24 protein-coding genes are annotated in these 26,777 nt (G+C 33.5%); 16 read left to right on the top strand and 8 right to left on the bottom strand.

The genetic code is table 11. The features are described 5' to 3' along the window. Positions 1-24: 24 nt before the first annotated feature. Entirely contained in the window at positions 25-3,234 is a 3,210-nt protein-coding gene (ccsA, locus tag J7574_RS10520; RefSeq protein ID WP_290967844.1) for a cytochrome c biogenesis protein CcsA, read from the bottom strand. A gap of 287 nt (positions 3,235-3,521) precedes the next feature. Between ccsA and J7574_RS10515 the strand changes: the two genes are divergently transcribed. The 12 genes from J7574_RS10515 to J7574_RS10460 all read left to right on the top strand — a co-directional run bounded on the left by J7574_RS10515 (position 3,522) and on the right by J7574_RS10460 (position 17,950). Next, positions 3,522-4,283, top strand: coding sequence for a Rossmann-like and DUF2520 domain-containing protein (locus J7574_RS10515; protein ID WP_290967842.1), 762 nt, complete (start codon positions 3,522-3,524; stop codon positions 4,281-4,283). Then, positions 4,267-4,794: an HAD family hydrolase gene (locus J7574_RS10510; RefSeq protein ID WP_290967839.1), complete on the top strand. Its 528-nt coding sequence runs from the start codon at positions 4,267-4,269 to the stop codon at positions 4,792-4,794. Before J7574_RS10515 ends, J7574_RS10510 begins: the two co-directional genes overlap by 17 nt. An 85-nt stretch (positions 4,795-4,879) precedes the next feature. Then, entirely contained in the window at positions 4,880-5,806 is a 927-nt protein-coding gene (locus J7574_RS10505; RefSeq protein ID WP_290967835.1) for a geranylgeranylglycerol-phosphate geranylgeranyltransferase, read from the top strand. Continuing rightward, the gene (locus J7574_RS10500; RefSeq protein ID WP_290967833.1) at positions 5,799-6,383 is read left to right on the top strand and encodes a Maf-like protein; all 585 of its coding nucleotides are present in this window, start codon (positions 5,799-5,801) and stop codon (positions 6,381-6,383) included. The genes J7574_RS10505 and J7574_RS10500 overlap by 8 nt, the downstream gene beginning before the upstream one ends. 10 nt (positions 6,384-6,393) lie before the next feature. Next, positions 6,394-6,924, top strand: coding sequence for a mechanosensitive ion channel domain-containing protein (locus J7574_RS10495; RefSeq protein WP_290967830.1), 531 nt, complete (start codon positions 6,394-6,396; stop codon positions 6,922-6,924). Positions 6,925-7,026: 102 nt separating this feature from the next. Continuing rightward, on the top strand, positions 7,027-8,127 hold the full coding sequence (locus J7574_RS10490) for an AI-2E family transporter (RefSeq protein ID WP_290967827.1): 1,101 nt from the start codon (positions 7,027-7,029) through the stop codon (positions 8,125-8,127). Positions 8,128-8,205: 78 nt separating this feature from the next. Further along, positions 8,206-10,038 carry a hypothetical protein gene (locus J7574_RS10485; protein WP_290967826.1) on the top strand — a complete coding sequence of 611 codons (1,833 nt, stop codon included), beginning with the start codon at positions 8,206-8,208 and terminating at the stop codon, positions 10,036-10,038. A 189-nt stretch (positions 10,039-10,227) separates the two neighbouring features. After that, positions 10,228-10,743, top strand: coding sequence for a hypothetical protein (locus J7574_RS10480; protein WP_290967824.1), 516 nt, complete (start codon positions 10,228-10,230; stop codon positions 10,741-10,743). Between the two features lie 206 nt (positions 10,744-10,949). Next, a complete protein-coding gene (locus tag J7574_RS10475) occupies positions 10,950-12,575 on the top strand; it encodes a hypothetical protein (protein WP_290967821.1) in 1,626 nt (541 codons plus the stop codon). Positions 12,576-12,742: 167 nt separating this feature from the next. Beyond that, entirely contained in the window at positions 12,743-15,274 is a 2,532-nt protein-coding gene (locus J7574_RS10470; protein ID WP_290967819.1) for a PIG-L family deacetylase, read from the top strand. Positions 15,275-15,389: 115 nt separating this feature from the next. Beyond that, positions 15,390-17,114, top strand: coding sequence for a sodium:solute symporter (locus J7574_RS10465; protein ID WP_290967817.1), 1,725 nt, complete (start codon positions 15,390-15,392; stop codon positions 17,112-17,114). A 206-nt stretch (positions 17,115-17,320) separates the two neighbouring features. Next, a complete protein-coding gene (locus tag J7574_RS10460; protein WP_290967816.1) occupies positions 17,321-17,950 on the top strand; it encodes an MCP four helix bundle domain-containing protein in 630 nt (209 codons plus the stop codon). A gap of 5 nt (positions 17,951-17,955) precedes the next feature. Here J7574_RS10460 and J7574_RS10455 read toward each other — a convergent pair whose 3' ends face one another. The 7 genes from J7574_RS10455 to J7574_RS10425 form a co-directional block, all read right to left on the bottom strand. After that, entirely contained in the window at positions 17,956-18,366 is a 411-nt protein-coding gene (locus J7574_RS10455) for a nuclear transport factor 2 family protein (RefSeq protein ID WP_290967813.1), read from the bottom strand. A gap of 5 nt (positions 18,367-18,371) precedes the next feature. Continuing rightward, complete coding sequence (locus tag J7574_RS10450; RefSeq protein WP_290967811.1) at positions 18,372-18,893, bottom strand: TetR/AcrR family transcriptional regulator; 522 nt, start codon at positions 18,891-18,893, stop codon at positions 18,372-18,374. Between the two features lie 141 nt (positions 18,894-19,034). Continuing rightward, positions 19,035-19,877 carry a DUF2911 domain-containing protein gene (locus J7574_RS10445; protein ID WP_290967809.1) on the bottom strand — a complete coding sequence of 281 codons (843 nt, stop codon included), beginning with the start codon at positions 19,875-19,877 and terminating at the stop codon, positions 19,035-19,037. 68 nt (positions 19,878-19,945) lie between these two features. Further along, positions 19,946-20,608 carry an HAD family phosphatase gene (locus J7574_RS10440; RefSeq protein ID WP_290967807.1) on the bottom strand — a complete coding sequence of 221 codons (663 nt, stop codon included), beginning with the start codon at positions 20,606-20,608 and terminating at the stop codon, positions 19,946-19,948. A gap of 179 nt (positions 20,609-20,787) precedes the next feature. Next, on the bottom strand, positions 20,788-21,501 hold the full coding sequence (locus J7574_RS10435; RefSeq protein ID WP_263523034.1) for a tRNA threonylcarbamoyladenosine dehydratase: 714 nt from the start codon (positions 21,499-21,501) through the stop codon (positions 20,788-20,790). Positions 21,502-21,681: 180 nt separating this feature from the next. Beyond that, the gene (locus tag J7574_RS10430) at positions 21,682-22,326 is read right to left on the bottom strand and encodes a TatD family hydrolase (protein ID WP_290967802.1); all 645 of its coding nucleotides are present in this window, start codon (positions 22,324-22,326) and stop codon (positions 21,682-21,684) included. Beyond that, positions 22,326-22,925, bottom strand: a complete 600-nt coding sequence (locus tag J7574_RS10425) for a DUF1684 domain-containing protein (protein ID WP_290967799.1) — start codon at positions 22,923-22,925, stop codon at positions 22,326-22,328. The genes J7574_RS10430 and J7574_RS10425 overlap by 1 nt, the downstream gene beginning before the upstream one ends. Before the next feature lie 99 nt (positions 22,926-23,024). Between J7574_RS10425 and J7574_RS10420 the strand changes: the two genes are divergently transcribed. From J7574_RS10420 to J7574_RS10405, 4 genes are all read left to right on the top strand, one after another. Further along, positions 23,025-24,242, top strand: a complete 1,218-nt coding sequence (locus J7574_RS10420; protein ID WP_290967768.1) for an MFS transporter — start codon at positions 23,025-23,027, stop codon at positions 24,240-24,242. 167 nt (positions 24,243-24,409) lie between these two features. Continuing rightward, the gene (locus J7574_RS10415; protein WP_290967766.1) at positions 24,410-24,778 is read left to right on the top strand and encodes a BlaI/MecI/CopY family transcriptional regulator; all 369 of its coding nucleotides are present in this window, start codon (positions 24,410-24,412) and stop codon (positions 24,776-24,778) included. Positions 24,779-24,784: 6 nt separating this feature from the next. Next, entirely contained in the window at positions 24,785-26,383 is a 1,599-nt protein-coding gene (locus J7574_RS10410) for a M56 family metallopeptidase (RefSeq protein WP_290967763.1), read from the top strand. A 20-nt stretch (positions 26,384-26,403) separates the two neighbouring features. Next, complete coding sequence (locus tag J7574_RS10405; RefSeq protein WP_095931144.1) at positions 26,404-26,772, top strand: BlaI/MecI/CopY family transcriptional regulator; 369 nt, start codon at positions 26,404-26,406, stop codon at positions 26,770-26,772. The last annotated feature ends 5 nt before the right edge of the window (positions 26,773-26,777 follow it).

The following is a 26,777-nucleotide window of genomic DNA, read 5'->3' as shown; positions in this document are numbered from 1 at the left end:
TGAATCAATAATTATTGTGAATTATTATTTCTTTACTTTTTTTGTTTTATAGTACTTGCGATATTTTGGATATGTTACCGCTCCAATTATAGAAATTGTAATCAAGCAATAGTAAATCCAGTTTAATGAATGCGCTTCTCCGCTTGCGTAAGAGTGTAAACCTACTAAGTGGAAGTTTACTCCATAATAGGTAAACAAGATCGAAACAAAAGCATACATACTCATTAAGTTAAAGAACCATTTTCCTCTTAAAGCGGGTACAAAGCGAGCGTGAATTACAAACGCATACACCATAATAGAAATTAAAGCCCAAGTTTCTTTTGGATCCCATCCCCAGTAGCGTCCCCAACTTTCGTTTGCCCATTGCCCTCCTAGGAAGTTTCCAATAGTCAACATAATAAGACCAATTGTCAAAGCCATTTCATTAATGTAACTTACTTCTTTAATATGTAAGTCCATTTTGGCTTTGTTTTTATCATTCGTAAAGAAAATCAAGATTAAAGCAACAAAACCTAAAATCATTCCTAAAGCAGTTGGACCATAACTTGCTACAATTACGGCAACGTGAATCATTAACCAATATGAATTAAGAACTGGCTGAAGATTTGCAATTTCTGGATCGATCCAGTTCATGTAAGCTGCCATTAAAATCATTGCTGTAACGAATGCTGATGAAGCTACAGTAAGTTTTGATTTTCTATCAAAAGCCAATCCGAAAAACATCGTCGACCAAGCAACATAAACGATAGATTCGTAAGCGTTACTCCATGGCGCGTGACCAGAAATATACCAACGCGCAATTAATCCTAAGGTATGGAGCACAAATAGTAAACCTACCAAAACATGGAAAACATTTACGGTAATACGAATCCATTTTTTCTCAAAGAAAATATTTAGAATCGTAAACATAAGCATCAAAATTGCTACTGTAATGTACCAATATGGCAATACTTTGAAAACATCGTATTTGTTATAAGCAATCTCAGCATCGATTTTTTCTTCGCTTGGTCTTACTTTTGCTCCAAATTTCTTCTGAAAACCATTAATGCTTTCCACTAAGTTATCAGCAGTACTAAAGTTTTTCTCAATAGAACCATTGTTTAAAGCACTAAAGTACAATGGCAGGATTTGCTGCACATAAGTAGAATCCATTCCTTTAAAACCAGCATTATCGCGCTCTAGATAAGAAACCCATTTATTATTTATATCGTTTGGAACAGGGAAAATTTTCAAAATCCTTCCGCTCAAAGCCGATTCCATTAAGTTTACTTTTTTATCAGTCTCAACAAAATCTTTCTCAAAATTATTCGGATTTGCAGCTTTATAAGCTCCATCTAAATAAGGCGATAATTTATAATTTCCTTGTTCATCAAAGAATTTTACAAACGGAGCATATTGATCTTTAGAATCAATTCCGATAATTTTACGAATACTGTCATTTCCAGATTTGATATAAATCAAAGGAATCTGAATCCAAACCTGAGCATATTGCGTCATAGATAAGAAAACCTGATCAGAATTCATCCCGTTATAAGTATCACTATGGCTTACTTTACGAAGTAATTCAGATGAAAAAGTATTAATAGGCTTCATTCTACCTCCTGCATCTTGAATAATCAAACGGCCAAATTTGGCTGCGTGTGCTTCTGGTACTTTATAAATAGTCAATAAAGAATCTAATTGTTTCTTGCTTGGTGGAGCTGTAACGTGATTCGCATGATCATTTGGATCTGCAGAATGCGCGTGATCGTGTGAATGAACATGAGGCGTTTGCTGAGCAAAACCATTTAACCCAATTAATAAAACTAAAATTGTAATTAGTTTTTCTTTCTTCTTTTGAATGGCGTCTAATTTCTTTTTCAAATCGCCAAAACGAGAATGTTTAGTAAACATAATTGCCATTAAACCAATGTATAACAGAAAATAACCTAAATAAGTAATGTTAGTTCCCCAAAAGTCATGATTTACAGATAAAACAGTTCCTTTTTCGTCTGGATCAAATGAAGATTGAAAGAAACGGTATCCTTTGTAATCTAAAACATGGTTCATAAAAATATCTGCATCAAACGTTTCTGTAGAATCTTGAACGGTTACTTTACTTTTAAAAGCTGAATAACTTTTTTCTGATCCAGGATATTTATCAGCGATAAAATCATTTAAACGAATTTTAAATGGCAAAACATAAGCTTTACTTCCATAGAATAAAGAATACTCGATATTACCAATTTTAACTGTTTTAGCTTCTCCAACTTGGCCTTTATTACCAAAAACCATTACTTCTTTCTCCTGTCCTTCGGCTTTTACTTTTACAACCAAAGCATCTTTATGAGATTTTGCTTTATAGTCATTATTAGATTCATATGCTACTTTTCCTTTCATTGGCGGATCTGGAAATACAATTCTAATATCTCCAATGCTGTATAACGAACGCATCATTAAAGGCTGTACATTATCTTTAGTAACTTTTCCTTTAAACTGATCTGCCATTCGCATAAATTCACCTTCAAAAGGCGTCTGAATCGTATATTCTTTTCCAGTTGTGTTGATGTTAATTGCACCATCTGTCTGTTTGTTTAAAGCAAATAACACATTATGAATATTCTGAACTTCACCTTCTTTCAAGTAATGTTCTTCTCTTCCGCCCGCTCCAGCTTCAACTAATTTTAAATATAAAGTGCCGCTTGGGTCTGGTTTAACTACTTCTTTGGCTCCCATGATGTAGTTTGAATAGGTAACTTCAAAAGGAGTTTCGTCAAATTTTCCTGAAATGCTGAAATCATTATCGGTAGCAGGAGAAAGTAAAAGGCTTTTCTCGAAAACCCTTCTTTTCATTTCGCCTTTATATTCGCCATCAACAAAAACAGTCAAGAAAGTTTTATCTGAATACACTTGGTTTTCTGCCGCGCCTTCGCGAATTGGCATCATTCCTTCGTAACTGATATATCTTGTAATAAAAGCTCCTAAAATGATAAAAACAAAGGCAAGGTGTAGTAAAAGTGTTGCCCATTTTTCTTTTTTATGCAGTTGGTATCTTTTAATATTTCCGAAGAAATTAATCATAAAGATGGCCATAATTGCCTCAAACCACCAAGTATTGTAAATTAGTATTCTAGCCGTATCGGTATTGTATTTACTTTCGATAAAAGTTCCAACACCCATTGCAATTGCAAATGTTAAAAAAAGAACGGCCATTAATCGTGTAGAAAACAAAAAAGAGAATATTTTTTTATCCATTTCTTAGGAATTACATTGTATAAAAGTGCGACAAAAGTACTTAAAAATGTTGATTAGCAGGCTTTGGCTTTTGTTAATAAAAACCAAAAATAAGGACTATTTTTCAAACAAATTGATAATATAGAAAGTTTAAACTTACAAAACAGATAGGATATTTTTTAATTATCTCTTTTCTAAAAAATGTGTTAGAATTCTAACAAAAACAGCAAAGCAATAAAATCCTCAAAAAAGCATTATCAATGGCCAGTACACTCTTTCATTAAAAAAATAATACTAATTTTGCTTTCATGATTCAGATAACAATAATTGGTTCCGGCAACGTTGCGCAGCATTTGATAAAGGCTCTTTCTGCCAGCAAAATTGTTGAAATTAAACAGGTTTTTTCACGAAAGAAAGAAACCCTACTTCATTTAATTGATTCTGAAAAGATTGTAACCGATCTTAAGGCATTAGAACCTGCTGATCTGCATATTATTTCAGTTTCAGACAATGCGATTACAGAAGTTTCAGATGAGCTTCCTTTTAATAATCAATTAGTAGTTCATACTTCTGGAACATCTTCAATAGAACTTCTAAATCAAAAAAATAGACGTGGCGTTTTTTACCCGCTTCAGACATTTTCTAAAAGTAAAGAATTAGACTATTCTGTTATTCCTTTTTGCTTGGAAGCAGAAAATACAGCCGATTTCAAGCTTTTGGAAACCGTAGCAAAAAGTGTTTCAACTGCCGTCTATTCTATAAGTTCGGAACAACGTAAAGCACTGCATGTGGCAGCTGTTTTTGTTAGCAATTTTACGAATCATTTATACCAAATGGGACATGAAATTTGTGAAGAAAATCAAGTTCCTTTTGCTGTTTTAAAACCTTTAATTCAGGAAACCGCAGACAAAATCAATACACTCGATCCTATTGATGCACAAACAGGTCCGGCAATTCGCCACGACTCTATTACTACCGATGCGCACATGGCCTTTTTACAAGACGAAAACAAAAAAAATATCTATAAAATTTTAACACAATCTATACAGCATAATGGCAAAAAGTTATAAAGAAATAATGAATGACATCACAACATTTGTTTTTGATGTAGACGGCGTACTTACAGACGGTTCTGTTTTTGTAACCAATGAAGGCGAAATGTTAAGAACAATGAATATACGTGATGGTTATGCAATGAAAGCAGCTATTGAAAGCGGTTATCATGTTTGCATTATTTCTGGAGGAAGCAATGAAGGAGTTCGTATTCGTCTGAAAAATCTAGGCGTTAATGACATTCATTTGGGCACGCCTGATAAAGTAAAAACGTTTACAGCTTATTGTGAAACCCATAATATCAAACCTGAAAATGTATTATATATGGGAGACGATATTCCAGATTTTCATGTTATGAAATTAGTCGGACTTCCAACTTGTCCACAAGATGCGAGTCCAGAAATCAAAACTCTTTGCCGTTATATTTCGCATGTAAAAGGCGGACGCGGAGCCGTAAGAGACGTTATCGAGCAAGTAATGAAAGTACAAGGAAAATGGATGGATTATTTTAACGGAAAACATGATTAATTAATTGTAAATTGTTAATTATAAATTGTTAACTGAAAAAAACTTAGCATCTTAGAATCTTAGCCCCTTAGAACCTTAGAAAAAAATGAAATTCTTAAAACTTATTCGTTACAAAAACCTATTAATGCTTGCTTTTATGCAGCTCTTATTCCGTTATGCTTTTTTAAAACAACAGCAAGTTCCATTGGCATTGGCTGACTGGCAATACGGTTTATTAGTTTTAAGTACTGTTTTATTGGCTGCTGCAGGTTATGTAATCAATAACATTTATGATGTAGGAACCGATAGCATTAACAAACCAAATAATGTTGTGGTTGGAAAAGGAATCACGGAAACCGCTGCCTACAATATTTATATAGCGCTGAATATTTCGGGAGTTGCAATTGGTTTTATTCTTTCGAATATTATCATGAGACCAACTTTTGCTTCGCTTTTTATTTTAATTGCTTCGCTTCTTTATTTTTATGCAACTAGCCTAAAACAAATAATGATCTTGGGCAATTTTGTAGTCGCATTGCTTTTAGCTGCAAGCGTGTTAATTATTGGTGTTTTTGATCTTTTTCCTGCTACTACGGGTGAAAATCAAGCGCAAATGGCAAGCCTTTTTTCTATTCTAACCGATTATGCCTTATTTGCTTTTATGATTAATTTTATTCGCGAAATTGTAAAAGATATCGAAGATGTAAATGGCGATTACAATATGGGAATGAACACTTTGCCTGTTGCCATTGGAATAAATAGAGCAGCAAAAATCGCCTTAGGTTTTGCCATTGTTGCCTTTATTATGTGTGCGCTTTATTGTAATACTTATTTCATGCAAAACAAGCTTTATATCTCGGTATTTTATGCTTTTGCAACTGTATTGGCGCCTTTGCTTTATTTTATTGTCAAAATATTTAGTGCCAAATCGCAAAAAGAATTTCATCATTTGAGCAGCATTTTAAAACTTATTTTATTCTTCGGGATTTTATCAATCTTGGTTATCGCCTTAAATATCAAATACAATGCTTAAAGAAAAACTAAAAAAGTATAAAATCATTTTAGCTTCGGGTTCGCCTCGAAGACAGCAATTTTTTAAGGATTTAGATCTTGATTTTGAAATTCGCTTAAAAGATGTGGAAGAAATTTATCCTCCAGAATTAAAAGCTGTTGAAATCACAGATTATCTTGCAGAATTAAAGGCAAGTGCTTTTGAGGGCGAATTGGCAGCAGATGAAATCTTGGTTACTAGCGACACTATTGTTTGGCATCAGAACAAAGCTTTAGGAAAACCAAAAAGTGCCGAGGAAGCTTTTGCAATGATTAAATCGATGTCTAATACAACACATGACGTCATTACTTCAGTTTGTTTTAAAACGAAAGACTCTTCTACCCTTTTGCACGATATTACCAAAGTAACTTTTAATGATTTGTCTGACGAAGCTATTTTATATTATATCGAAAACTACAAACCTTACGACAAAGCTGGCGCCTATGGCATTCAGGAATGGTTTGGTTTTATGGCAGTTGCAAAAGTTGAAGGTTCTTATACCAATGTTATGGGACTTCCGACAGCCAAAGTTTATGAATTTTTGACTACATTAGTGTAAAAATTTATTTATGTTTTCTTTTAAAGAGTATAGCCGTGAAATAATTGCAACAATCGTTCTTATTGCCATTTTGATTGTACTGCGAATATTAATCGCCAAATTAATAAGACGATTTGCTTATACAAGCCAATTATTTGAGCACCGAACCAATTTGGTCATCAAGTATATTAATATTTTGATGAACATTCTTGTGGTAACAAGTTTAATCGTAATCTGGGGCGTTCAAACCGAGGATATTTTTATTACTATTTCTTCTATTGCAACCGTAATTGGTGTTGCCATGTTTGCGCAATGGTCTATTTTAAGCAATATTACTTCTGGAATGGTTTTATTCTTTTCATTTCCTTTTAGAATTGGAGATACAATTAAAATACACGACAAAGATTTCCCTATCGAAGCTGAAATTGAAGACATTAACACCTTTCACGTAAGTTTAAAAACAAAAGAAGGAGAGAAAATTGTTTTCCCAAACAATTTGTTGCTTCAAAAAGGAATTTCGATTATTCCTGCAAAGTATGAAGAACGCGAGTTTTTCGACTAAATTGTAATGGGAATTTTATAACGGGCGCAAAAAAAGCTGGAACGTAAAAAGACAAATAAAGAGTAATATTTGTTATATAAATTCAGCTAAATAAAAATATAAATGACTCGGCCCATAACATTACCCTTTTATGCAAAACTTTCTTTTATTCTTGTTACTCTAATTTGTTTTGCATTTATTTTTTGCATCGGAAAAGATATTCTTACGCCAATTTTAATGGCATTCCTTTTTGCCGTTTTACTGCTTCCGATTTTTACCTTTTTAAACAAAAGACTTAAATTTCCAAGGCATCTTGCAGCGATAATCTGTCTTGTCATTTTTATCTCCGTCATTGCTGCCGTTCTGGTCTTTATTTCTTATCAAGTCACCTATATGGCAAATGATTTTGATACGATAAAGAAAAATGCAAATTCCTTTATTCTTGAAATTCATAAATTTATCCGCGAAAATTTCCAAGTCAGTATAGGCGAACAAAAGAAATATCTGGATTCGGTTACCAAAGATTCTGTTAAAACAGGTCAGGCAAAATTGGGTTCGTTTATCGTTTCTATTAGTGATGTTCTTTTAGACAGCACCATTATGGTGGTTTACACCTTTCTATTTTTGATTTATAAGGAACATTTCAAACTATTTTTTGCCAAATTAATCAAACAAGAAAATCACGACGTTTTACAGGATATTCTGTCTCAGATAAAAGTTTCGATCAATAATTACATTGTAAGCTTAATAATTGAAATGATTGTAGTTTCGGTATTGACCAGTTTGGGCTTATGGATAATCGACGTAAAATATTTTGTTCTTCTCGGGTTAATTACAGGAATTCTGAATCTAATTCCTTATATCGGAATTTTTATTGCCGGAGTTATTACGGTTCTCGCATCACTAACAGGATCTGGTGAAATTTCAGTAATTCTCGGAATACTTATTGTGAATATTATTGTTCAGTTTATTGACAATAACCTTCTTGTGCCTTTAATTATCAATTCAAAAGTAGAAATAAATGCTTTTGTTTCTATTATGGGAATCATAGTTGGAGGCGCTGCTGCTGGTATAGCCGGAATGTTTTTAGCGATTCCGCTTTTAGCCATTCTTAAAATTATTTTTGATCGAATTGACTCGCTTTCTGCTTGGGGATATCTCATGGGAAATCATGTTCCAAGAAAATTTGCCTGGAGAAAAAGAAAAATTACAACAGAAGCTTAAAAAAAGCGTTATGCTAGCATAGCATTTATTATTTCCTTATATTCATAAAGCTTAAAACTATTAGAAGAAAACTACCGAATGTCTTTATATAAAAAAATACTATTTCTTATTTTGCTGTGCTTCTGTTTGCAAAACGGATATGCACAGGTAAATCAAAATAAGAAAGAACCCAAACCTCAAAAAGACACTACGGAAATCTATACCAAAATTAGAAATTACTCTAAGAAGAATAAATTTACGCAGGCCATGCATAAATTATTTTTCAGATCTAAAAAGCCAAAGAAAAAAGACGAATTGCTTGTTCCTATTGATTCGACCAACTACGAAGGGAAAATTATTCGAAAAATCAATATTATTACTTTAGATCCTTTTGGGTATTCTGTCGCCGACACTACTCAACAGCCTAAAAATTGGGGAGAAAGAATGGGTAATAGGCTTCATTTGAAAACAAAAAAAATAGCGATTTACAATCTTTTGCTTTTTAAGAAAAATACGCCTTATAATACCTATAAGGTGCTCGAGTCTGAGCGTTTGATTCGTGCGCAGCGTTATGTTACTGCAGTTCGAATTTCGAATCAGAGCGTAGGTCAAGCTTCAGATTCTGTAGATGTTACCATACGTGTTTTAGATTCCTGGAGCACCATTCCAAGGTTTTCCATTTCGAGCAATCAAGTTTCGGTTGGTTTTAAGGAAAAAGATTTCTTTGGAAGCGGCCAGCAGCTAGAATATCGTTTTACCAATCGTTTTAGTGATGGCCAAAATGGTAATGAAGTCACCTATACTGTTCCTAATATTAAAAATACATATATAGGAACTGTGTTTCATTATAATATGGATTTAGACAATAATTATATTAAAAGTATAGATATTGAACGAGATTTCTACTCTCCTCTGACAAAATGGGCTGGCGGATTCTATATTGACGAAAGTTTTAGAAAAGATACGCTTCAAGCACCAGATTCGACATTTGCCTATCAGCCCAAAAAATACACCTCGCAAGATATGTGGGTCGGACGTGCTTTTAAAATGTATGAAGACCAAAATAAAGCGATTACGAATTTAATAGTAACAGCTCGTTTTTTGAATATCAATTACAGTGAAACGCCTACAGAACTATATGATCCGAATCATTTTTATTCTTCTGAGAAGCTAATTCTGAGCGGAATTGGATTGAATACTCGAAAATTTATAAAAGACAGCTATATTTTTAGAAACGGGCAGACCGAAGATGTCCCTATAGGTCGGATTTATGGTGTCACTTTTGGTTATCAATATAAAAATACGTTTTGGAGGCCCTATGTTGGAGCACAATTTTCTTTTGGAAATTATTATCGATTGGGCTTTCTCAGTATGAATTTTGAAGCAGGGACTTTTTTTCATCAATCGAAAACCTATCAAACCTCGTTTTTGTTTGAATCCAATTATTTTACCAAATTATTTAGTGTTGGAAATTGGAAAATTAGACAATTCGTAAACCCAAAAGTTGTACTCGGAATAAATCGAGATGATATTATTGGCGATCAATTAGACATTAATAATAAAAACGGATTGGCGGGTTTTAATACCTACTTGTACGGCACAAGCAAAGCTGTTTTATCGTTGCAGACACAGACCTATTCTCCGCATGCCTTGTTGGGTTTTCGTTTAAATCCGTTTTTCAATTACTCGATTGCGGTTTTAGGAAGTCCAGAAATAGCAATGACAAAAAATAAACCTTATTCCAAACTGACAGTGGGATTGCTAATTAGCAATGACTATTTGGTTTTCAGTTCATTCCAGCTTTCACTTTCGTATTATCCTAGTATTCCGCAACAAGGAGATAATGTTTTCAAAACAAATACTTTTGAAACTACCGATTATGGTCTTCAAAGTTTTGAACTTGCAAAGCCAAGAGTGGTCAATTACAAATAATTTTTTTTACTTTTTTTGAAAAAAATACAAAACCCAACAAAACGTTAAAAACCAATAGATTAAGCACCTTGCAAGGTTTTACATACTCGTTGAAATGCATTTTTATCCGACAAAACGCATCTGTTTTAATTTTTTGGCACAGTATATGAATATCCCTATTCAAGATTAACATTATAAAATTAAAAAAAGATGAAAACGATAAAATTAGCAATCGCCGGATTATTTCTTTTGGTTGCAAACGCCACACAAGCCCAAGTATCGGTTAATGTAAATATAGGTACGCCTCCAGCTTGGGGACCTGTAGGATATTCTGATATGGAATATTATTATCTTCCAGATATTGAAGCTTACTACGATGTTCGTGCTGCTCAATTTATCTATTACGGAGGAGGAGGATGGGTAAGAGCAACTTACTTGCCAAGACAATATAGAAACTACGATTTGTATGGAGGTTACAAAGTAGTTTTAACAGATTACCACGGTAGAACTCCTTATGCTTATTTTGACCGTCATAAAGTTAAATATTACAGAGGATACCACGGTGAACCACAAAGACCTTATAGACCTAGACCTGTTTACGGTTACAATGATCGTCGTTATTATGATCGTAAAGAGTACAAACATTACGAAAAACACAATAAACACCACGATCATGATGATCATGACGATGATCGTGGACGTGGACATGGTCACGGAAGAAGATAATGCTAAATCACTAACAATCAATACAAGAGAGTATCAAAAAAATGATACTCTCTTTTTTTTATGGCATTTTAGTTTGGAAATTTTGTTAAAAACATGTGTTTTAAACATAAATAACTGAAAAACAGATTGTTCAAAAAATTTAACCATTGTTTAATGTGAGTATGATATATCTTTGCACCGAATTTTAAAATCCAAAAAAGAAATTTATGAAAAAGAATGTTTATTTGCTTTCATTTTTAGCCTTGTCACTGTTAATAGGCTGTGACGATAACAATGACAATAAAAACGATGGACAATCGTCAAATAACATTAACATTACCTCAGATCAATCTACTTTAAACCAAAGACTTGATTTAACTAATTCTGGGGTAATCTCGATCGAAAATGGCTCCCTAACAGGAAAAGCTGCAGAAACAGCTAGTACTACTTTTCCTTTAGTGCAAATTGCCGAAGTAAAACCGCCGGTTGACGCCAATGGGAGAACATTACAAGCTAGTCACGTTACAGTAAACGGAAATTATGCTTACGTTTCTTATATCATGAGAGGCGATGTGTATTCTGGAGCTATTGACGTGATTGATGTTTCCGATCCTTATAAACCAAAATTGGTTACTTCTGCCCTAATTCCTAATACAGATATCACATCGCTGACTTTCTCGGGATCAAATTTAATTATCGGAGCAGCAAAAGATGTAGATAAAGATGCTCAGCTTGCAGGAAATCCGGCAGTTGTATTTAACATGGAGCTTAGTTCTGGATTGCTTTCAGATAAACTAAAGGCAAATTACTTAGAAAGCAGAGTTACTACAGATGTTGCAGCTAATGCTTCTAATTACTTTGCAGTAACGGGAGACAATGGTAGCTTATTCAAAATAAACAGTTCTACAAAAGCAATTGCTGGAAAAGTAGCTATGGCCGATTTACGTTCTATTGCCTTAACAAGCGATAAAGTGGTGACTTTAAGCGGAAATAAAGGAGTTAATATTTACAACCAATCGACTCTTGCGCTGCAAAAAAGCTTTATCACTTCTTCAGATGCTAGCGGTGCTAAAAGAACAATGGATATAGACGGAACAAAACTTTTTGTTTCTGAAGGTCCAAATGGTCTTGGAGTTTATGACGTGAATAGCGGGTCGAAATTGCAAACTATCGGAATTGCAACTGCTGGCGAAGATAACGTAACAAATGCTGTTTCTTTTAATGATGGTTATGCCTTTGTTGCAAACGGTGCATTAGGACTTAATGTTTACCAATCTGCAACGCAGCTTAATTTATTAGGTTCTGTTGGAATTGCAGGTTCATCAAATTATGTAAAATCAAGCGGCAATTACATTTATGTAGCAAGTGGAACAGGCGGTTTGAAAATCATTAAAATGGAAAAACCTAATACCACTTTTGCGAGCTGTCTTACATATGGCACTTATAACCAAGGCAGAGATTTGATTTTAAATTCTAATGAAATAAAATCGTACCAAGGAGCAACAGCCATAAATTCAGCAATTGTTAATTCTGGTGCTGTTTTAACTCATTGCGGTTCTATCACAATTCTTAATAATTTGACTTTAAACAGCGGTGGTACTTTTAATATGAGAGGAAGTTTATCTCAAGGTAAATACCAGCAATCGTCTCCAACAGAATTAATTATAAACAATAATGCGGTATTGCAAATTGAAGGTTCTGTCGTAATTTGGGGAGATCTACGATTAAACAACGGTGCTAAAATCAATTTTATCGGAAATGATTCTTCTATAACTATCTATGGTAAAGTTACCAAAGGAAGCAATGTAACGATTTCAGGAACTTACAAAGACACTGAGAATAAACTGAAATAGAGTCTTAAAAAAAATAATAAAAAGCTGTTAGATTGGGTTCTAACAGCTTTTTTTGTTTTATCATTTTAAAGAAAGGTATAATTATTGAGCGTTAACATTTCATTTAAATAATCTTCCATAAAATAATTACTATTTTTGGAATAATTTCAAAACATCTAACACTCACCATGCGAAAAATACAGATTCAAATCTTTATTCTATTTTTTATAGGTTTTCAAATTTCATTTGCACAGCAGCCACAAAAATTAAGTTCAGTTGAAATTTATAATCAAATCAAAAAATTAAACTTTTTAGGTTCTGTATTGTATGTTGCAGCGCATCCTGATGATGAAAATACTAGAATGATTTCATATTTGGCCAATGAAATGAATGCCAGAACGGGGTATTTATCGCTTACTCGTGGCGATGGCGGACAAAATTTAATTGGCCCTCAATTGCGCGAACTACTTGGTGTTATTAGAACACAAGAATTAATTGAAGCTCGAAAAATAGATGGCGGAGAACAATTCTTTTCAAGAGCAAACGATTTTGGTTTTTCAAAAAATCCATCAGAGACTTTAGATATCTGGGACAAAGACAAAGTTTTGGCTGATGTGGTTTGGACCATTAGAAAATTCCAACCAGACATTATCATCAATAGATTTGATCATCGTTCGCCAGGCACAACACATGGTCACCATACTTCTTCTGCCATGTTGAGTGTTGAAAGCTTCAATCTAACAAACGATGCAAAAGTTTATCCTGAACAATTAAAATATGTTACTCCTTGGCAGGTAAAACGCCAGTTCTTCAATCCTTCTTGGTGGTTTTATGGAAGCCAAGAAAAGTTTGATGCAGCCAATAAATCTAAATTTACGAAGCTAGAAACTGGAGTTTACTACACTGGACTTGGAAAATCGAATCAAGAAATTGCCGCTTTGAGCCGAAGCCGCCACCAGTCGCAAGGATTTGGAAGCACAGGTGTTCGCGGTGAAGAAACCGAATATTTAGAGCTAATTAATGGTGAAAATCCAAAAGAACGTGACAATTTATTTGACGGAATTGACACGAGCTGGAACCGCGTTAAAAACGGAAAACCTGTTGGCGATTTAATTGCAACCATTATCTCTAAATACGATTTCAGCAATCCTTCGGCAAGTATTCCTGATTTGGTTAAGGCTTATTCTATGATTCAAGCTTTAGATGACATACATTGGAAAACGATTAAACTTGCTGCCCTAAAAAACATTATTGCATCTTGCTCTGGTTTATATCTTGAAGCCGTTGCCAATGAGCAAGAAGCAACTCCAGGAAGTACAATTCAACTAAGCCTAGAAGCCATTAACAGATGTGCTTTAGGAATGCAGTTGGTTAGCGTAACAACACTTCCTGACAATCAAACTACGGCTCAAAATATTGTTTTAAAAAACAACAATGACCAGAAAATAAATCTCCAGCTGAAGCTTCCAGACAATATTGAATATACACAGCCTTATTGGTTAAAAGAAAAAGCTACTGTCGGAATGTACACGGTTTCTAATCAGGAAATCATTGGTATTCCTGATATTATAAGAGACACAAAAGTGATCTTTAATGTAAAAATCAACGATGTCGAAATTCCATTTGAGCGCACTGTAGTCTATAAATACAATGATGGTGTAAAAGGTGAAATGTATAATTTCCTAGATATTGTACCAGACGTAACCACTTCTATTCTAGAAAAAGTTCTGGTTTTTGGAAACACCAAAAGTAAAATGGTTCCTGTGAAAGTTCGTGCTGGAAAAGACAATGTAAAAGGAAATCTGCAATTAGAACTTCCAAAAAGCTGGTCGGTTTCTCCAAAAGAAATTCCCTTTGCTTTAGACAAAAAAGGCAACGAACAAATCTTTTATTTTGAAGTAACTCCACCTGTTAATCCAGAAGAAGTTACAGCAAAAAGCGTTGCTATTGTTGACAATAAACGTTTTGATAAAGATCAAACCAACATAGAATTCAGCCATATTACCAAACAAATGGTCTTAAAACCAGCAGAATCCAGATGCATTCGAATTGATTTGAAAATTTCTGGAGATGCTATTGCTTACATCATGGGAGCTGGAGACGAAGTTCCTGAGAGTTTGACACAAATGGGATATAAAGTCTCAATCTTAAAACCTGAAGAAATTACACCCGAAAAATTAGATTCATTTAGCACCGTTATCACAGGAATTCGTGCCTACAACACAGTAAATGCTTTAGCAAACAAACAAAATATACTTTTCAATTTTGTAAAAAACGGCAAAAATATGATTGTGCAGTATAATACAAATGGAAAATTAGTAACCGATAAAATTGCTCCTTATCCGTTAAAACTGTCAAACGATCGTGTGACAGAAGAAAATGCCAAAATTACGTTCTTAGCGCCAAATCATCCTGTTTTAAACACACCGAACAAAATCTCCGAAAAAGATTTTCAAGGCTGGACGCAAGAACAAGGTTTATATTATCCAAACGAATATGATCCTGCCTTCACTCCTATTATTTCGTCGCATGACAAAGGAGAATCTGCTAAAGATGGAGCTTTACTTGTCGCACCATACGGAAAAGGATATTATATTTACACAGGTTTGAGTTTCTTTAGAGAATTGCCAGAAGGTGTTGCTGGAGCATATCGATTATTATCGAATATTATTTCTCTAAAACAGCCAATTGAAGCTCCTAAACAAGACTTAAAGCAATAAAATTATGGAAGCTAAAAAGACAAAAAAATGGAAAAAAAGCTATACTTACGTTTTGGTAGCCAATGCAATTTATATTGCTATTTTTTTCTTAATCATGCAATTATACTCATAACCTATGCAGCTATTTGACTGGATCGTACTTATTGTCACCTTATTATTCATTGTTGGATACGGTTCTTGGAAAACCCGAGGAAGTAAAAACGTGGAAGATTTTATTCTAGGAAATAATGAAACGCCTTGGTATACTGTCGGACTTTCTGTAATGGCAACACAAGCCAGCGCCATTACATTTTTATCTACGCCTGGACAGGCCTATCACGACGGAATGGGGTTTGTGCAATTCTATTTTGGTCTGCCAATTGCAATGATTGTCATTTGCTTGACTTTTATTCCATTATATCACAAAAGCAAAGTTTTTACAGCTTATGAATTTCTAGAGAGAAGATTTGACGTAAAAACACGTTCGCTAGCTGCCATCTTGTTTCTAGTGCAAAGAGGTTTAGGAACCGGTCTAACCATTTATGCGCCAGCCATTATTTTGTCTGCTCTTTTAGGATGGAATTTGACTGTAATGAATATTATAATTGGAGTTTTAGTAATCATTTATACCTTTTCCGGAGGAACAAAAGCGGTAAACGTAACGCAAAAACAGCAGATGTTTGTAATTATGTCAGGCATGTTTATAACCTTTTTCCTGATTCTCCATTATCTGCCAAACGATATGACTTTCAACAGTGCGCTGCATATTGCTGGCGCCAATGATAAAATGAATATTGTAGACTTCTCTTTTGATCCTGAAGAAAAATATACTTTTTGGAGCGGTATTACAGGAGGTTTCTTTTTGGCTCTTGCCTATTTTGGTACAGACCAATCTCAAGTTGGACGTTACTTATCTGGAAAATCAATTCGCGAAAGTCAGATGGGATTAATCATGAATGCACTTCTAAAAGTCCCTATGCAGTTCTTTATTCTGTTGACAGGAGTTATGGTTTTTGTATTTTTTCAATTCAATCCAGTACCACTAAATTTTAACCCGAATAACAAAACAGCGATTGAAAAATCGGTATATAAGGAAGAGTATCATGTTTTAGAAGAAAAGCTCGTTAAGCTTTCGGAAGATAAAAAGGTGATTAATTTGTTGTATATCGATCAGCTGAATCAAGATTACGACAATCCGATTTTACGTAAAGAATTGGTTGCTTTATCAAATAAAGAAAAAGATCTTCGCGATAAGGCCAAAGAGATCATTTCGAGAGCCGACAGCAATTCTGAAACCAATGATAAAGATTATGTCTTTTTCCATTTTATTCTGCATTATTTGCCAAAAGGCCTTATCGGATTGTTGTTGGCCGTTATACTTTCGGCGGCAATGTCTTCTACAGCTTCGGGATTAACGGCATTGGCTTCTACAACGGCAATTGATATTTACAAACGAAATCAGAAAGAAGAAAAATCAGAGAAGCATTATTTGCACGTTACTAAATTCTTCACTCTTTTCTGGGGAGTTGTAGCAATACTTTTTGCGTGTGTTGGAACTTTGTTCGAAAACTTAATTCAGCTTGTAAATATTATTGGCTCTATCTTTTATGGAACCGTTTTAGGAATATTTCTTGTTGGTTTTTACACCAAAAGAGTTCAAGCAAAACCAATGTTTATTAGCGCTATTATCAGTCAGCTCACCATTTTTGTGATCTATTATTTCATGATTTACAGACAAGAAAAACTAGGTTATTTATGGCTAAATTTTATTGGAGCTATTTTGACCATTGTATTGGCGCTTTTGCTTCAGTTTTTGTTTTTTAAAGGAAGATCAGATGATAATGAATTGATTGTTGAGTAAAAGATAAATTTCTCGAATGAAACCTAATGCCCTAGCCCTGATGGAAGCGGCATCCTTTTGTGGTGGGGTTCACCACAAAAGATAGAGCGGACAGCAGGATTAGCTCCTGAAAATTTAGACAAAAATCGGCTTCTCTCTATTCTAATTAAAAATAGTATTTTAGTATATTGTACAAAGGCTATTTTAATTTCAAAAAAATCATGATTATGGGAGATTCAAAAAAATACAGCAACAAAACCAAAGCTGCTTTTATTCTGTTAATCGTGATGTTGATTATTTTACTTGGAAACTTTAATACACTTCGAAACTCCAAAAACGTCAACGACAATATAAATGCGATTTACAAAGATAGATTGGTCGTGGCACATTATATTTTTCAATACGCTAAAGAACTTCATTTTATAAAAGCGGAAGCTGAAAAACTAAATCTAAGTGATAAGATTAAGAAAGATGAAATCATTCATACATTAGATATTATTCATAATATCGATGATTTGTACGCTAAAACAGTTCTCACCAATAAAGAGAAACAATATTTTGATACATTTTTAATTTCGTGCAAAGAAATTAATGAGCAGGTTGAAAGCAAAAGCTGGGAGAAAATTGCCAATTCTAGTGCCAATGCTCTAAAAACGCTTGAATCTCTTTCTCAAATTCAGATTGAAGAAGGAAAAGCAAAACTAGCCGCAGCAAATGCAATGTATAATCGCAACAATGTGCTTGGCCAGCTTCAAATTGCATTACTGATTATTTTAGGCGGAATTACATTTTATTTGTTAATTGTAAAAAAATTAAAAAGGACGGTAAAGATTCCTGAACCGCCCTCTATGAATTAAATTTATTATAATTTTCTTTCTTCTTCTTTTATCGAAAGATCATTTATGCTGGCAAAACGCTTTTGCATCAATCCATTTGAATCAAATTCCCAGTTTTCATTTCCGTACGCTCTAAACCAATTTCCATCAAGATCTTGATATTCATACTCAAATCGAACTGCAATTCTATTTTCTGTATGCGCCCAGTATTCTTTTTTAAGTTTATAATTTTTCTCCTTTTTCCATTTTTGACTTAAGAACTGTACAATTTCTTCTCTACCATTCACAAACTGATTCCTATTCCTCCACTCACTGTCGATGGTATAGGCTTTTGAAACTCTTTCTGGATCTTGACTGTTCCAAGCATCTTCTGCTAATTGAATCTTCTCTATTGCTGTTTCGTATGAGAAAGGCGGCAATGGCAATTTCTGTTCCATAATTATTAAATTAAAGTTTGAATTATTTTTTTTGTTTGCTCAATGAGCAGATTTGATTTAAAAAGTTGGCTTTCTATAATGCAACTCTCAAAAAGTAAATACACATGATCAGATAAAAGTTTGTCTTTTAAGATTTCAGTAAAGAAGGCGCGCAAATCGGCTTTATGGCTTTGAATTACTGCCAAAATCTTAACATTATCTGATTGAATTTCTGATAAAATATTTAGAAAACTACAACCTCTGAAATTTTCATTTTTATTCATATAAATTAAGAAATCAAATGAAGACAAAACTTTCAGTTTCGTATCCTCTCCCTTTGCTGTAAATTTTTGCAATTCATCAAACCAAAACGAATGCCGCTGATTTAAAAAGGCAACGCACAAATCCTCTTTAGATTTAAAATGCTGATAAAAACTTGCTTTCGCAACTTTTGCTTCTTCAATAATTTGATTGATTCCAGTAGCATTATAACCTTGTCTGTGGAATAAATTAAATGTTTTCTCTAATATTCTTTCTTTTGGCAACATCACGCTATAATTTATATCTGCAAATATATAACATTTTTTAATACAAACAGACAAGTCTGTCTGTATTTTTGAATAAAAAAAATTCCAAAACCCGAAAGCTTTGGAATTTGATATTTTAAAAATTGAAATTTATTCAAAGAACTATCTACTCCACTCTGCGATACTGTCTTTGTTTAATTTTACGTAATCAGAGTTGTTTGCAGCCTCTGCAGATGCTAAAGAAGCTTTTGCTGTTTCGATTGCTCCTTTTTTATCACCTTGTTTCGCTTGAATCAAAGATTTTAATCTTGACAAATAATAAGGTTTATCAGAACTCATCTCCAATGCTTTATCTACGTAAGTTCTAGCCGTTTCGATATTTCCGTTTGATTGGAATAAGTATTGAGATGCTGCATAGTAATCATTCCAAGTTGGTCCTGCCAAAGTTTTATCGATACTTGCCGTAGCAATTTTAGCAGTTGGCACTTCAAATTTTAAAGCTACATGAGAGTTTTCCCAAGAGATGTCTAAATAACCAAAATTTGGGTCTAAACCGTTAATACCAATTGTAAATGTTTCAACAGGAGTTGGAAGCGCATCTTCTTTTACAGTAGTTTTTAAAGCTACATAAGCATCGCTCCAGTTTTCTGGCAATCCCCAATTGTCTGTTGAAAGATAGAAAATGATATCCCAGCTTTCGATTCTTGGAATTGTATAAATCGCATATTTACCTTTCTTTAGCGTTTTTCCGTCGATTACCACATCGTCGCTAAAGTTAATGATTGTATTTTCGTTAGCTCCTGTTCTCCATAGTTTCCCAAACGGAACTAAATTTCCGAACACAGCTCTTCCTCTTGCTCCAGGTCTTGAATAGGTAACTTCAACATCGGTTAAACCAACAGTTTGTTTTATATAACCTTTTGGACTTGCCTGCGGTGTTTTTACTTGTGCTTCTGATGCTAATGGTGCTAAGATCAGGGCTAAAGCAATAAGTAGTTTTTTCATTATTTTAAGTTTTATTTTTTTCAAATTTACAAATTCAATCAGCTAACGAATGTTAAATTTTATATAATTCAAGGCTTTAGCTGTGATATTTTTTCTGCATTTAATTCGCTAAAATGATCGATAACCAAGTCCGCCTCTGATAGATCCTGAAGATGCGAATGTTCACTTTTGTATCCTACGCAATAAATTCCTGCACCTTTTGCTGCTTTTACGCCATTTGTGCTGTCTTCAATAATAATGCACTCTTCTTTTGGAGCAACCGATAATGAAGCTGCATGAATAAATATTGCTGGATTTGGTTTTGACTGCGGAAAATCTTCTCCGCTTACAATATGCGAAAAATACTGGTGCAGATTGAATCTGGTAAATACGCGATCGATAGTTACTTTTGAAGCCGAAGAAGCTAGAATCAACTGTATTCCGTTGTTGTACAAATCTTTAATTAAATCTTCGACACCATCCAAAAGATGCAAATCTTCTTTAGTATCAAAAGCGTCATTAAAAATAGTTCTTTTTCGCTGAATCAAATCTTCCACTTCTTGTTCTACAGTCGGGAAATAGCTTTTTAATGTTTGAAATGTATTTCGCGTCGAAAATCCTGTAAATGTTGTGTACATTTCCTCAGGAACTTCGATATTCAATTCTGAAAATTGCAAATAATAGGCATAACGATGAACAGGCTCTGTGTCAACAATTACGCCGTCCATATCAAAAATTACTGTTTTAATCATTTTTTTTAAGATGCTAAGGTTCTGAGATGCTGAGATGCTAAGTTTTTTATTCTTTTGTGTTTAGCTTTGTCAAAGTTTAGAACTTTGACAAAGCTGTTTTTTTAAAGTTTTAGAAAATTAAGATTCCGAGTTTCATCCGCTAAAAACTTAGCGCCTCAGAATCTTAGTATCTTAGAACCTTATTTTTTAAGCAAATGTCTAATCACTGTTTCTGCAGCGTGTAAGCCAAATAATCCTGGCATATAGCTATTTGTTCCGTAGAAAGATTTTTTGAAGTTTTTTCCGTCTGTCAATTTTAAACTTTTTTCGTCTTGAATTTCAGAAGAGAAAACTACTTTCAATTTATTGATTTTTGCTTCTTTTAAACGCTTGCGAATGGTTTTAGAAAAATAACAGTTGATGGTTTTAGAAATATCTGTCACTTTTACTTTAGAAGCCAGCATTTTTCCGCCTGCACCCATACTGCTGATGATTTTTACTCTTTTTCGTTTTGCTGCAATAATCAGATTTAATTTTGGAGTAATACTGTCAATGCAGTCTAAAACATAATCAAATTCTGGAGAAACGATCTCAAAAGCACGCTCCGGAGACAGAAATTCTTGGACACGAGTTAAATTTAACTCTGGATTAATATCCATTAAGCGATCGCCTACAATTTTAATTTTTGGCTGACCAACTGTTGAATGCAAAGCTGGCAATTGACGGTTGATGTTGGTAATATCTACAACGTCTCCGTCAACAATTGTCATGTTCCCTACTCCTGCTCTTGCTAAAAATTCTGCTGCAAAAGATCCAACTCCTCCTAGTCCAACGACCAAAACATTCGATTTTTGTAAATTTTCTAATCCTTCTTTAGTAAACAAAAGCTCAGCTCTTTCTGTCCATTCTGCCATTATATTCTTTTTTTGTTGTTTTTAGTTTTTAATTTTTTTTGTTTCAAGTTTCAAGTTTCATGTTTAATGTTTTTGCCGTTTGTCACCCTGAGCGGAGTCGAAGGGCGTTCCAATTGGAATCGGGCTTCGACTTCACTCAGCCTGACATTCAACATTTCACATTTTACTTTTCACATTTCATTATCCAAATACACTTCTATAATTACTTGAAATAACACTTTGTAATTCTTTTATATCTAATTTTTTATATCCTGCTGCTAACTGATAAACTTGCTGAATTGATTCTTCAATTGTATCGGTTTCTAAGAAAAAACGATCATTTGGAACATTCTGAAAAACCGTTTTTAAATCTGGATTTTTCAATAAATATTTTCCGAATGAAAGATAAAAACCAGCAGCAATCAATTGTTCTGCCAACTGATTATTTTTCGAAAAACCATGAATAATCATAGGAACAGTAATTTTCATTTTTTTCTTAATTGCCATTACTTCCTGAAAGGCAGCCACACAATGGATAACCACAGGCTTCTTGAATTTTTCTGCTAATTGCAATTGTTTTTCAAAAACTGAAATCTGAACATCCAACAGAACTTCAATTCTTTTATCTAAACCGCATTCGCCAATTGCCAAGCAATTTTGAGTTTGCAGTTTTTCTTCTATAATTTTCAAATCTTCATCAATTCTACTTTCATCAATATACCAAGGATGAATTCCGATAGAATAAAACGGAATCGCTGCATCAAAATCTTTTGGATACTGATTAACCAGTTCTAAAACATAAGAGTTATTAGTAAATTGATGGGTATGAAGATTGAAATATTCCATTAATGAAAAGCTTTTACTCCTGCTTTGATTTCGATTTTTAAATCGTTTTCCTGTGGCACAAGCGGGCAAGAATATTTATAGTTATAAGCGCAATAAGGATTATAAGCTTGGTTAAAATCGATTGCTATTGTATTTCCTTTCGGAACTTCTAAGTCAATATAACGACCGCCAATATAACTTTGTTTTCCGCTCGTTAAATCTGAAAAAGGCAAGAAAAGATGATTTTTATATTTTTCTTGCACCAAAAGTTCTAAACTTTGATAAACTGCAAGCTTAAAAGCTTTACCGTTTATTTTAAAGCTTAAAGTTCCATATTTAGTATATTTTGATTTATAACTTCCCGAAGTTTTCATTTCAAAAACTTTTCCTCCTTTGGCTTTCTCCAAAGTAGCATTTACAAAATACGCTTCAGAAATAGGAAAAAAATCTAAGCTTTTGAATGTCTTTAAATCTTCCGGCAACAACGGACTCGTCTTAGGATCAGCAAATTCCGCGTTGATTTTCCTCTGGAATTTTTGAGCGTCGGCTTTATTGAACTTTTTTTGAGCAAAGCCAAAATTAAATACCAACAATAAAGCAAGGGCATTTATAGTTTTCATCTTAGAAATTTTCTGCAAAAATAGTTCAAAAGTAACAAAACAACAACCACTTAACGAGACAAAGTTTGCTAACTTTGTGACGATAATTTATCACTCAAAATGCTTAAAAACGCCCTAACCCACTACATTAACAACTTTCGAGGTTTTACCAGAGAAGTTTGGATTCTTGCCATCATTACTTTTATTAACCGCGCTGGGACAATGGTTCTTCCTTTTTTATCCAAATATTTAAAAGAAGACTTACATTTTACTTACAATCAAGTTGGATGGATTATGGTGGCTTTTGGTTTTGGATCGATGTTGGGTTCTTGGCTTGGAGGTAAATTATCAGATAAAATCGGATTTTATAAAATCATGATTTTTAGTTTGTTTACCAGTGGAATTGCGCTATTTTTTGTGCAATATATCACCACTTTCTGGCATCTTTGCATTGCCATGTTTTTACTTATGACCATTGCAGATATGTTTCGTCCAGCCATGTTTGTGTCATTAGGCGCTTATGCCAAACCAGAAAATCGTACTCGCGCCCTTACACTTGTTCGTCTGGCTGTAAATTTAGGTTTTGCCACAGGACCAGCGCTTGGAGGTTTAATTATTATGGGAATAGGATATTCTGGACTTTTCTGGGTTGACGGAGCTTCTTGTATTATTTCTATTTCGATTTTTGCTTTATTGGTAAAAGAAAAGAAAAAAGCAACTCATGGCGATAAAACAGAAAGCGCATCAGATGTAAAATCGGTATTTCATGATCGAATTTTCTGGGTTTTCTTGTTCGTAAGCTTTATCACGGCAATGATTTTCTTCCAGCTATTTACCACTCTTCCTTTATATCATAATGAAAAATTTGGCTTAAGCGAATTCCAAACAGGTCTTTTAATGACTTTAAACGGTCTTTTAATCTTTACACTAGAAATGCCAACAGTTGGATTTTTGGAACGAAAAGCTTTTCCAAAGATTCGAATCATTATCGTTGGATCTTTTGTTATGGCGAGCAGCTTCTTTTTGCTTCTTATTAATTTTTGGGCAGGAATCCTGGTTGTGAGTATGATTTGCATTTCTATTGGAGAAGTCCTTACTTTCCCCTTTTCTAATGCATTTGCCTTAAGTCGAGCACCTCGCGGGCAAGAAGGCCGATACATGGCGCTTTATACCATGAGTTTTAGTCTTGCCCATATTATCAGTTCTAAATTGGGATTTGAAATCATTACTAGATTTGGTTACCAAATCAACTGGCTTTTTATGGCTTGTATTGGCGTGGTTGCAACAGGATGCTGCATTTGGATTAGGAATGCTCTACTAAACGAGAAGATTTCCTAAAGAAAACTTTTAACTTTTAAAACCTTATAATTCAATTTATTACATTTAAATTTGAATAGCATTTCTGCGCCTAAAAGCGAATTCAAACTTAATTTTTAGTTAAATAACTATTTTTATAGTTGTGTAACTAAAAAAATAGTTGTAGGTTTGAATTAAAATTAGAGAAGATGCAGAAGTTAACAAACAAAGAAGAAGAAATCATGATGATTTTATGGAAGCTTAAAAAAGCTTTTGTAAAAGAAATTCAAGCCGAAATCACAGAAGATCAGCCACATTACAACACATTATCGACTATCGTGCGTAATCTGGAAGAAAAAGGATACGTTGGGCACAATGCTTTCGGAAATACACATCAATACTTTCCGATTGTGCCGATTGAAGATTACAGAAAAGGATTTATGAAAACCGCAATTGATAATTACTTTAATAGTTCTTATAAAAGCATGGTTTCCTTTTTTGCCAAAGAAGAAAAAATTTCAGCAGACGAATTGCGTGAGATTTTATCAATGATCGAAAATAAAAACGAAAAAAAATAATCGGTTATGGAAGCTGTTTTCATTTATATCGCCAAATCAAGCAGTTTAATGCTTATGTTTTACTGCGCTTATTTCTTTTTACTGCGCAAGGAAACATTTTTCAACAGCAACAGATGGTTTTTGCTGTCGGGTTTGGTTGTATCGGTAATTTTACCATTACTGACTTATACTAAAGTAATATGGATTAACGCTTCTACCGACTTTAATTCCAATATCCAAACTTCCTTAATAAATGATGCACAACAAGAATCAGCAGATTTTAATTGGAATTATTTTATTCTTGGGCTTTATGGCATCGGACTTATAATATTTGCTATAAAACTAGCAATTGATTTTTACAGTTTAAATTCTATTATAAAAGGAAAAAAGATCAAACAGCAAGCCGATTTTAAATTTATAGACATAAACGAAAACATTGCTCCTTTCTCCTATTTTGAATATATCGTGTACAACTCATCACTTTACACCGCTTCAGAATTGGAAAACATTTTGGAACATGAAAAAGTGCACAGTGATCAAAACCATACTTTAGATGTTTTGATTTCGAGAATATTTAGCATTATTTTCTGGTTCAACCCAATCGTTTGGCTTTACAAAAAAGCAATTACTCAGAATCTTGAGTTTATTGCCGACAGCGAGGCCGCTAAAAAACTTTTAGACAAAAAAGCCTATCAATACACGCTTTTAAAAATAACAACACACGAAAATTGTGTTGCAATCACCAATCATTTTTATCAATCATTAATCAAAAAACGAATCGTCATGTTAAACAAAAATCAATCAAAAAAGAGGAATTCCTGGAAGTATTATGCTGTAATTCCAGCTTTAGCAGCTTTTGTATTATTATTTCAAATTGAAGTAATTGCAAAAGAGAGACAGAACAAGAATGCAAAAGCAGTTTCAAAAGAAATGGAGTCTGTTGATGTATACAAAATCACCAAAAACTCTACAGATGCAGATTTAAAAGAGCTTAAAGAGAACTTAAAATCAATTCATCATATTGATATTAAAGTTTCTGACATCAAAAGAAACTCAGAAAACGAATTAACTTCTATTAAAGTTGATGTAATTAATGGAAAAGATAAATCTCAATCTATACAAATTGGAGACAAAACCATTAAAGATTTTGGAATAATTGTCATTACAGATAAAGATGGAAAGAAGAAAGCAGGCATTCAGACTACTGATGAAAAAATAGTGGTTCGCAAAAAACTAACCTTAAATGACAACACTACAAAAATTAAAAACGCAACTACTAATACAGAAACCCATGTTAACACTAATTCTATTACTAGTACAAAAACTAACAGTGATACTAGCGCAAATACTAGCACTACTGTAATTGTAAACACTGATAATAACACTAAAGTTATTACGACTGATGGAGGTTCAAGAGTCGCTGTTTCAAATGGCGCAAAAACGAATATAAAAATTAGCTCTTCACTTGTAATTGTAAACGGAGAAGAAATGCCCGCAGGTTTTGATGTAAAAAGTATTCCAAATGATAATATCGAATCTGTTAGTATTTTTACAGGAACTAATGCAACTGGAAAATACGGAAGCAAAGCCGCAAATGGAGTAATTGAAATTGAAACTAAAAACTAAACCATTTTATATAAATAAAAATGCAAAAGCTAACCAATAAAGAAGAAGAAATCATGCATATTTTATGGAAGCTAAAAAAAGCTTTTGTAAAAGAAATTCAAGCAGAGATTTTAGAAGATCAGCCACATTATAACACTTTGTCTACCATTGTTCGTAATCTGGAAGAAAAAGGTTATGTCGCGCACAATGCTTTCGGAAATACACACCAGTATTATCCAGCTGTTAGCATCGAAGATTACAGAAAAGGTTTTATGAGCACTGCGATCGACAATTATTTCAATAGTTCGTACAAAAGCATGGTTTCTTTTTTTGCTAAAGAAGAAAAAATCTCAGCAGATGAATTGCGTGAAATCTTAGACATGATCGAAAATCCAAAAGCAGGTAAATAATCAAA

Origin of the sequence: Flavobacterium sp. (assembly GCF_017744675.1) — a bacterium.
Lineage (GTDB): Bacteria > Bacteroidota > Bacteroidia > Flavobacteriales > Flavobacteriaceae > Flavobacterium.
This window is presented reverse-complemented; position numbering and strand designations above follow the sequence as displayed.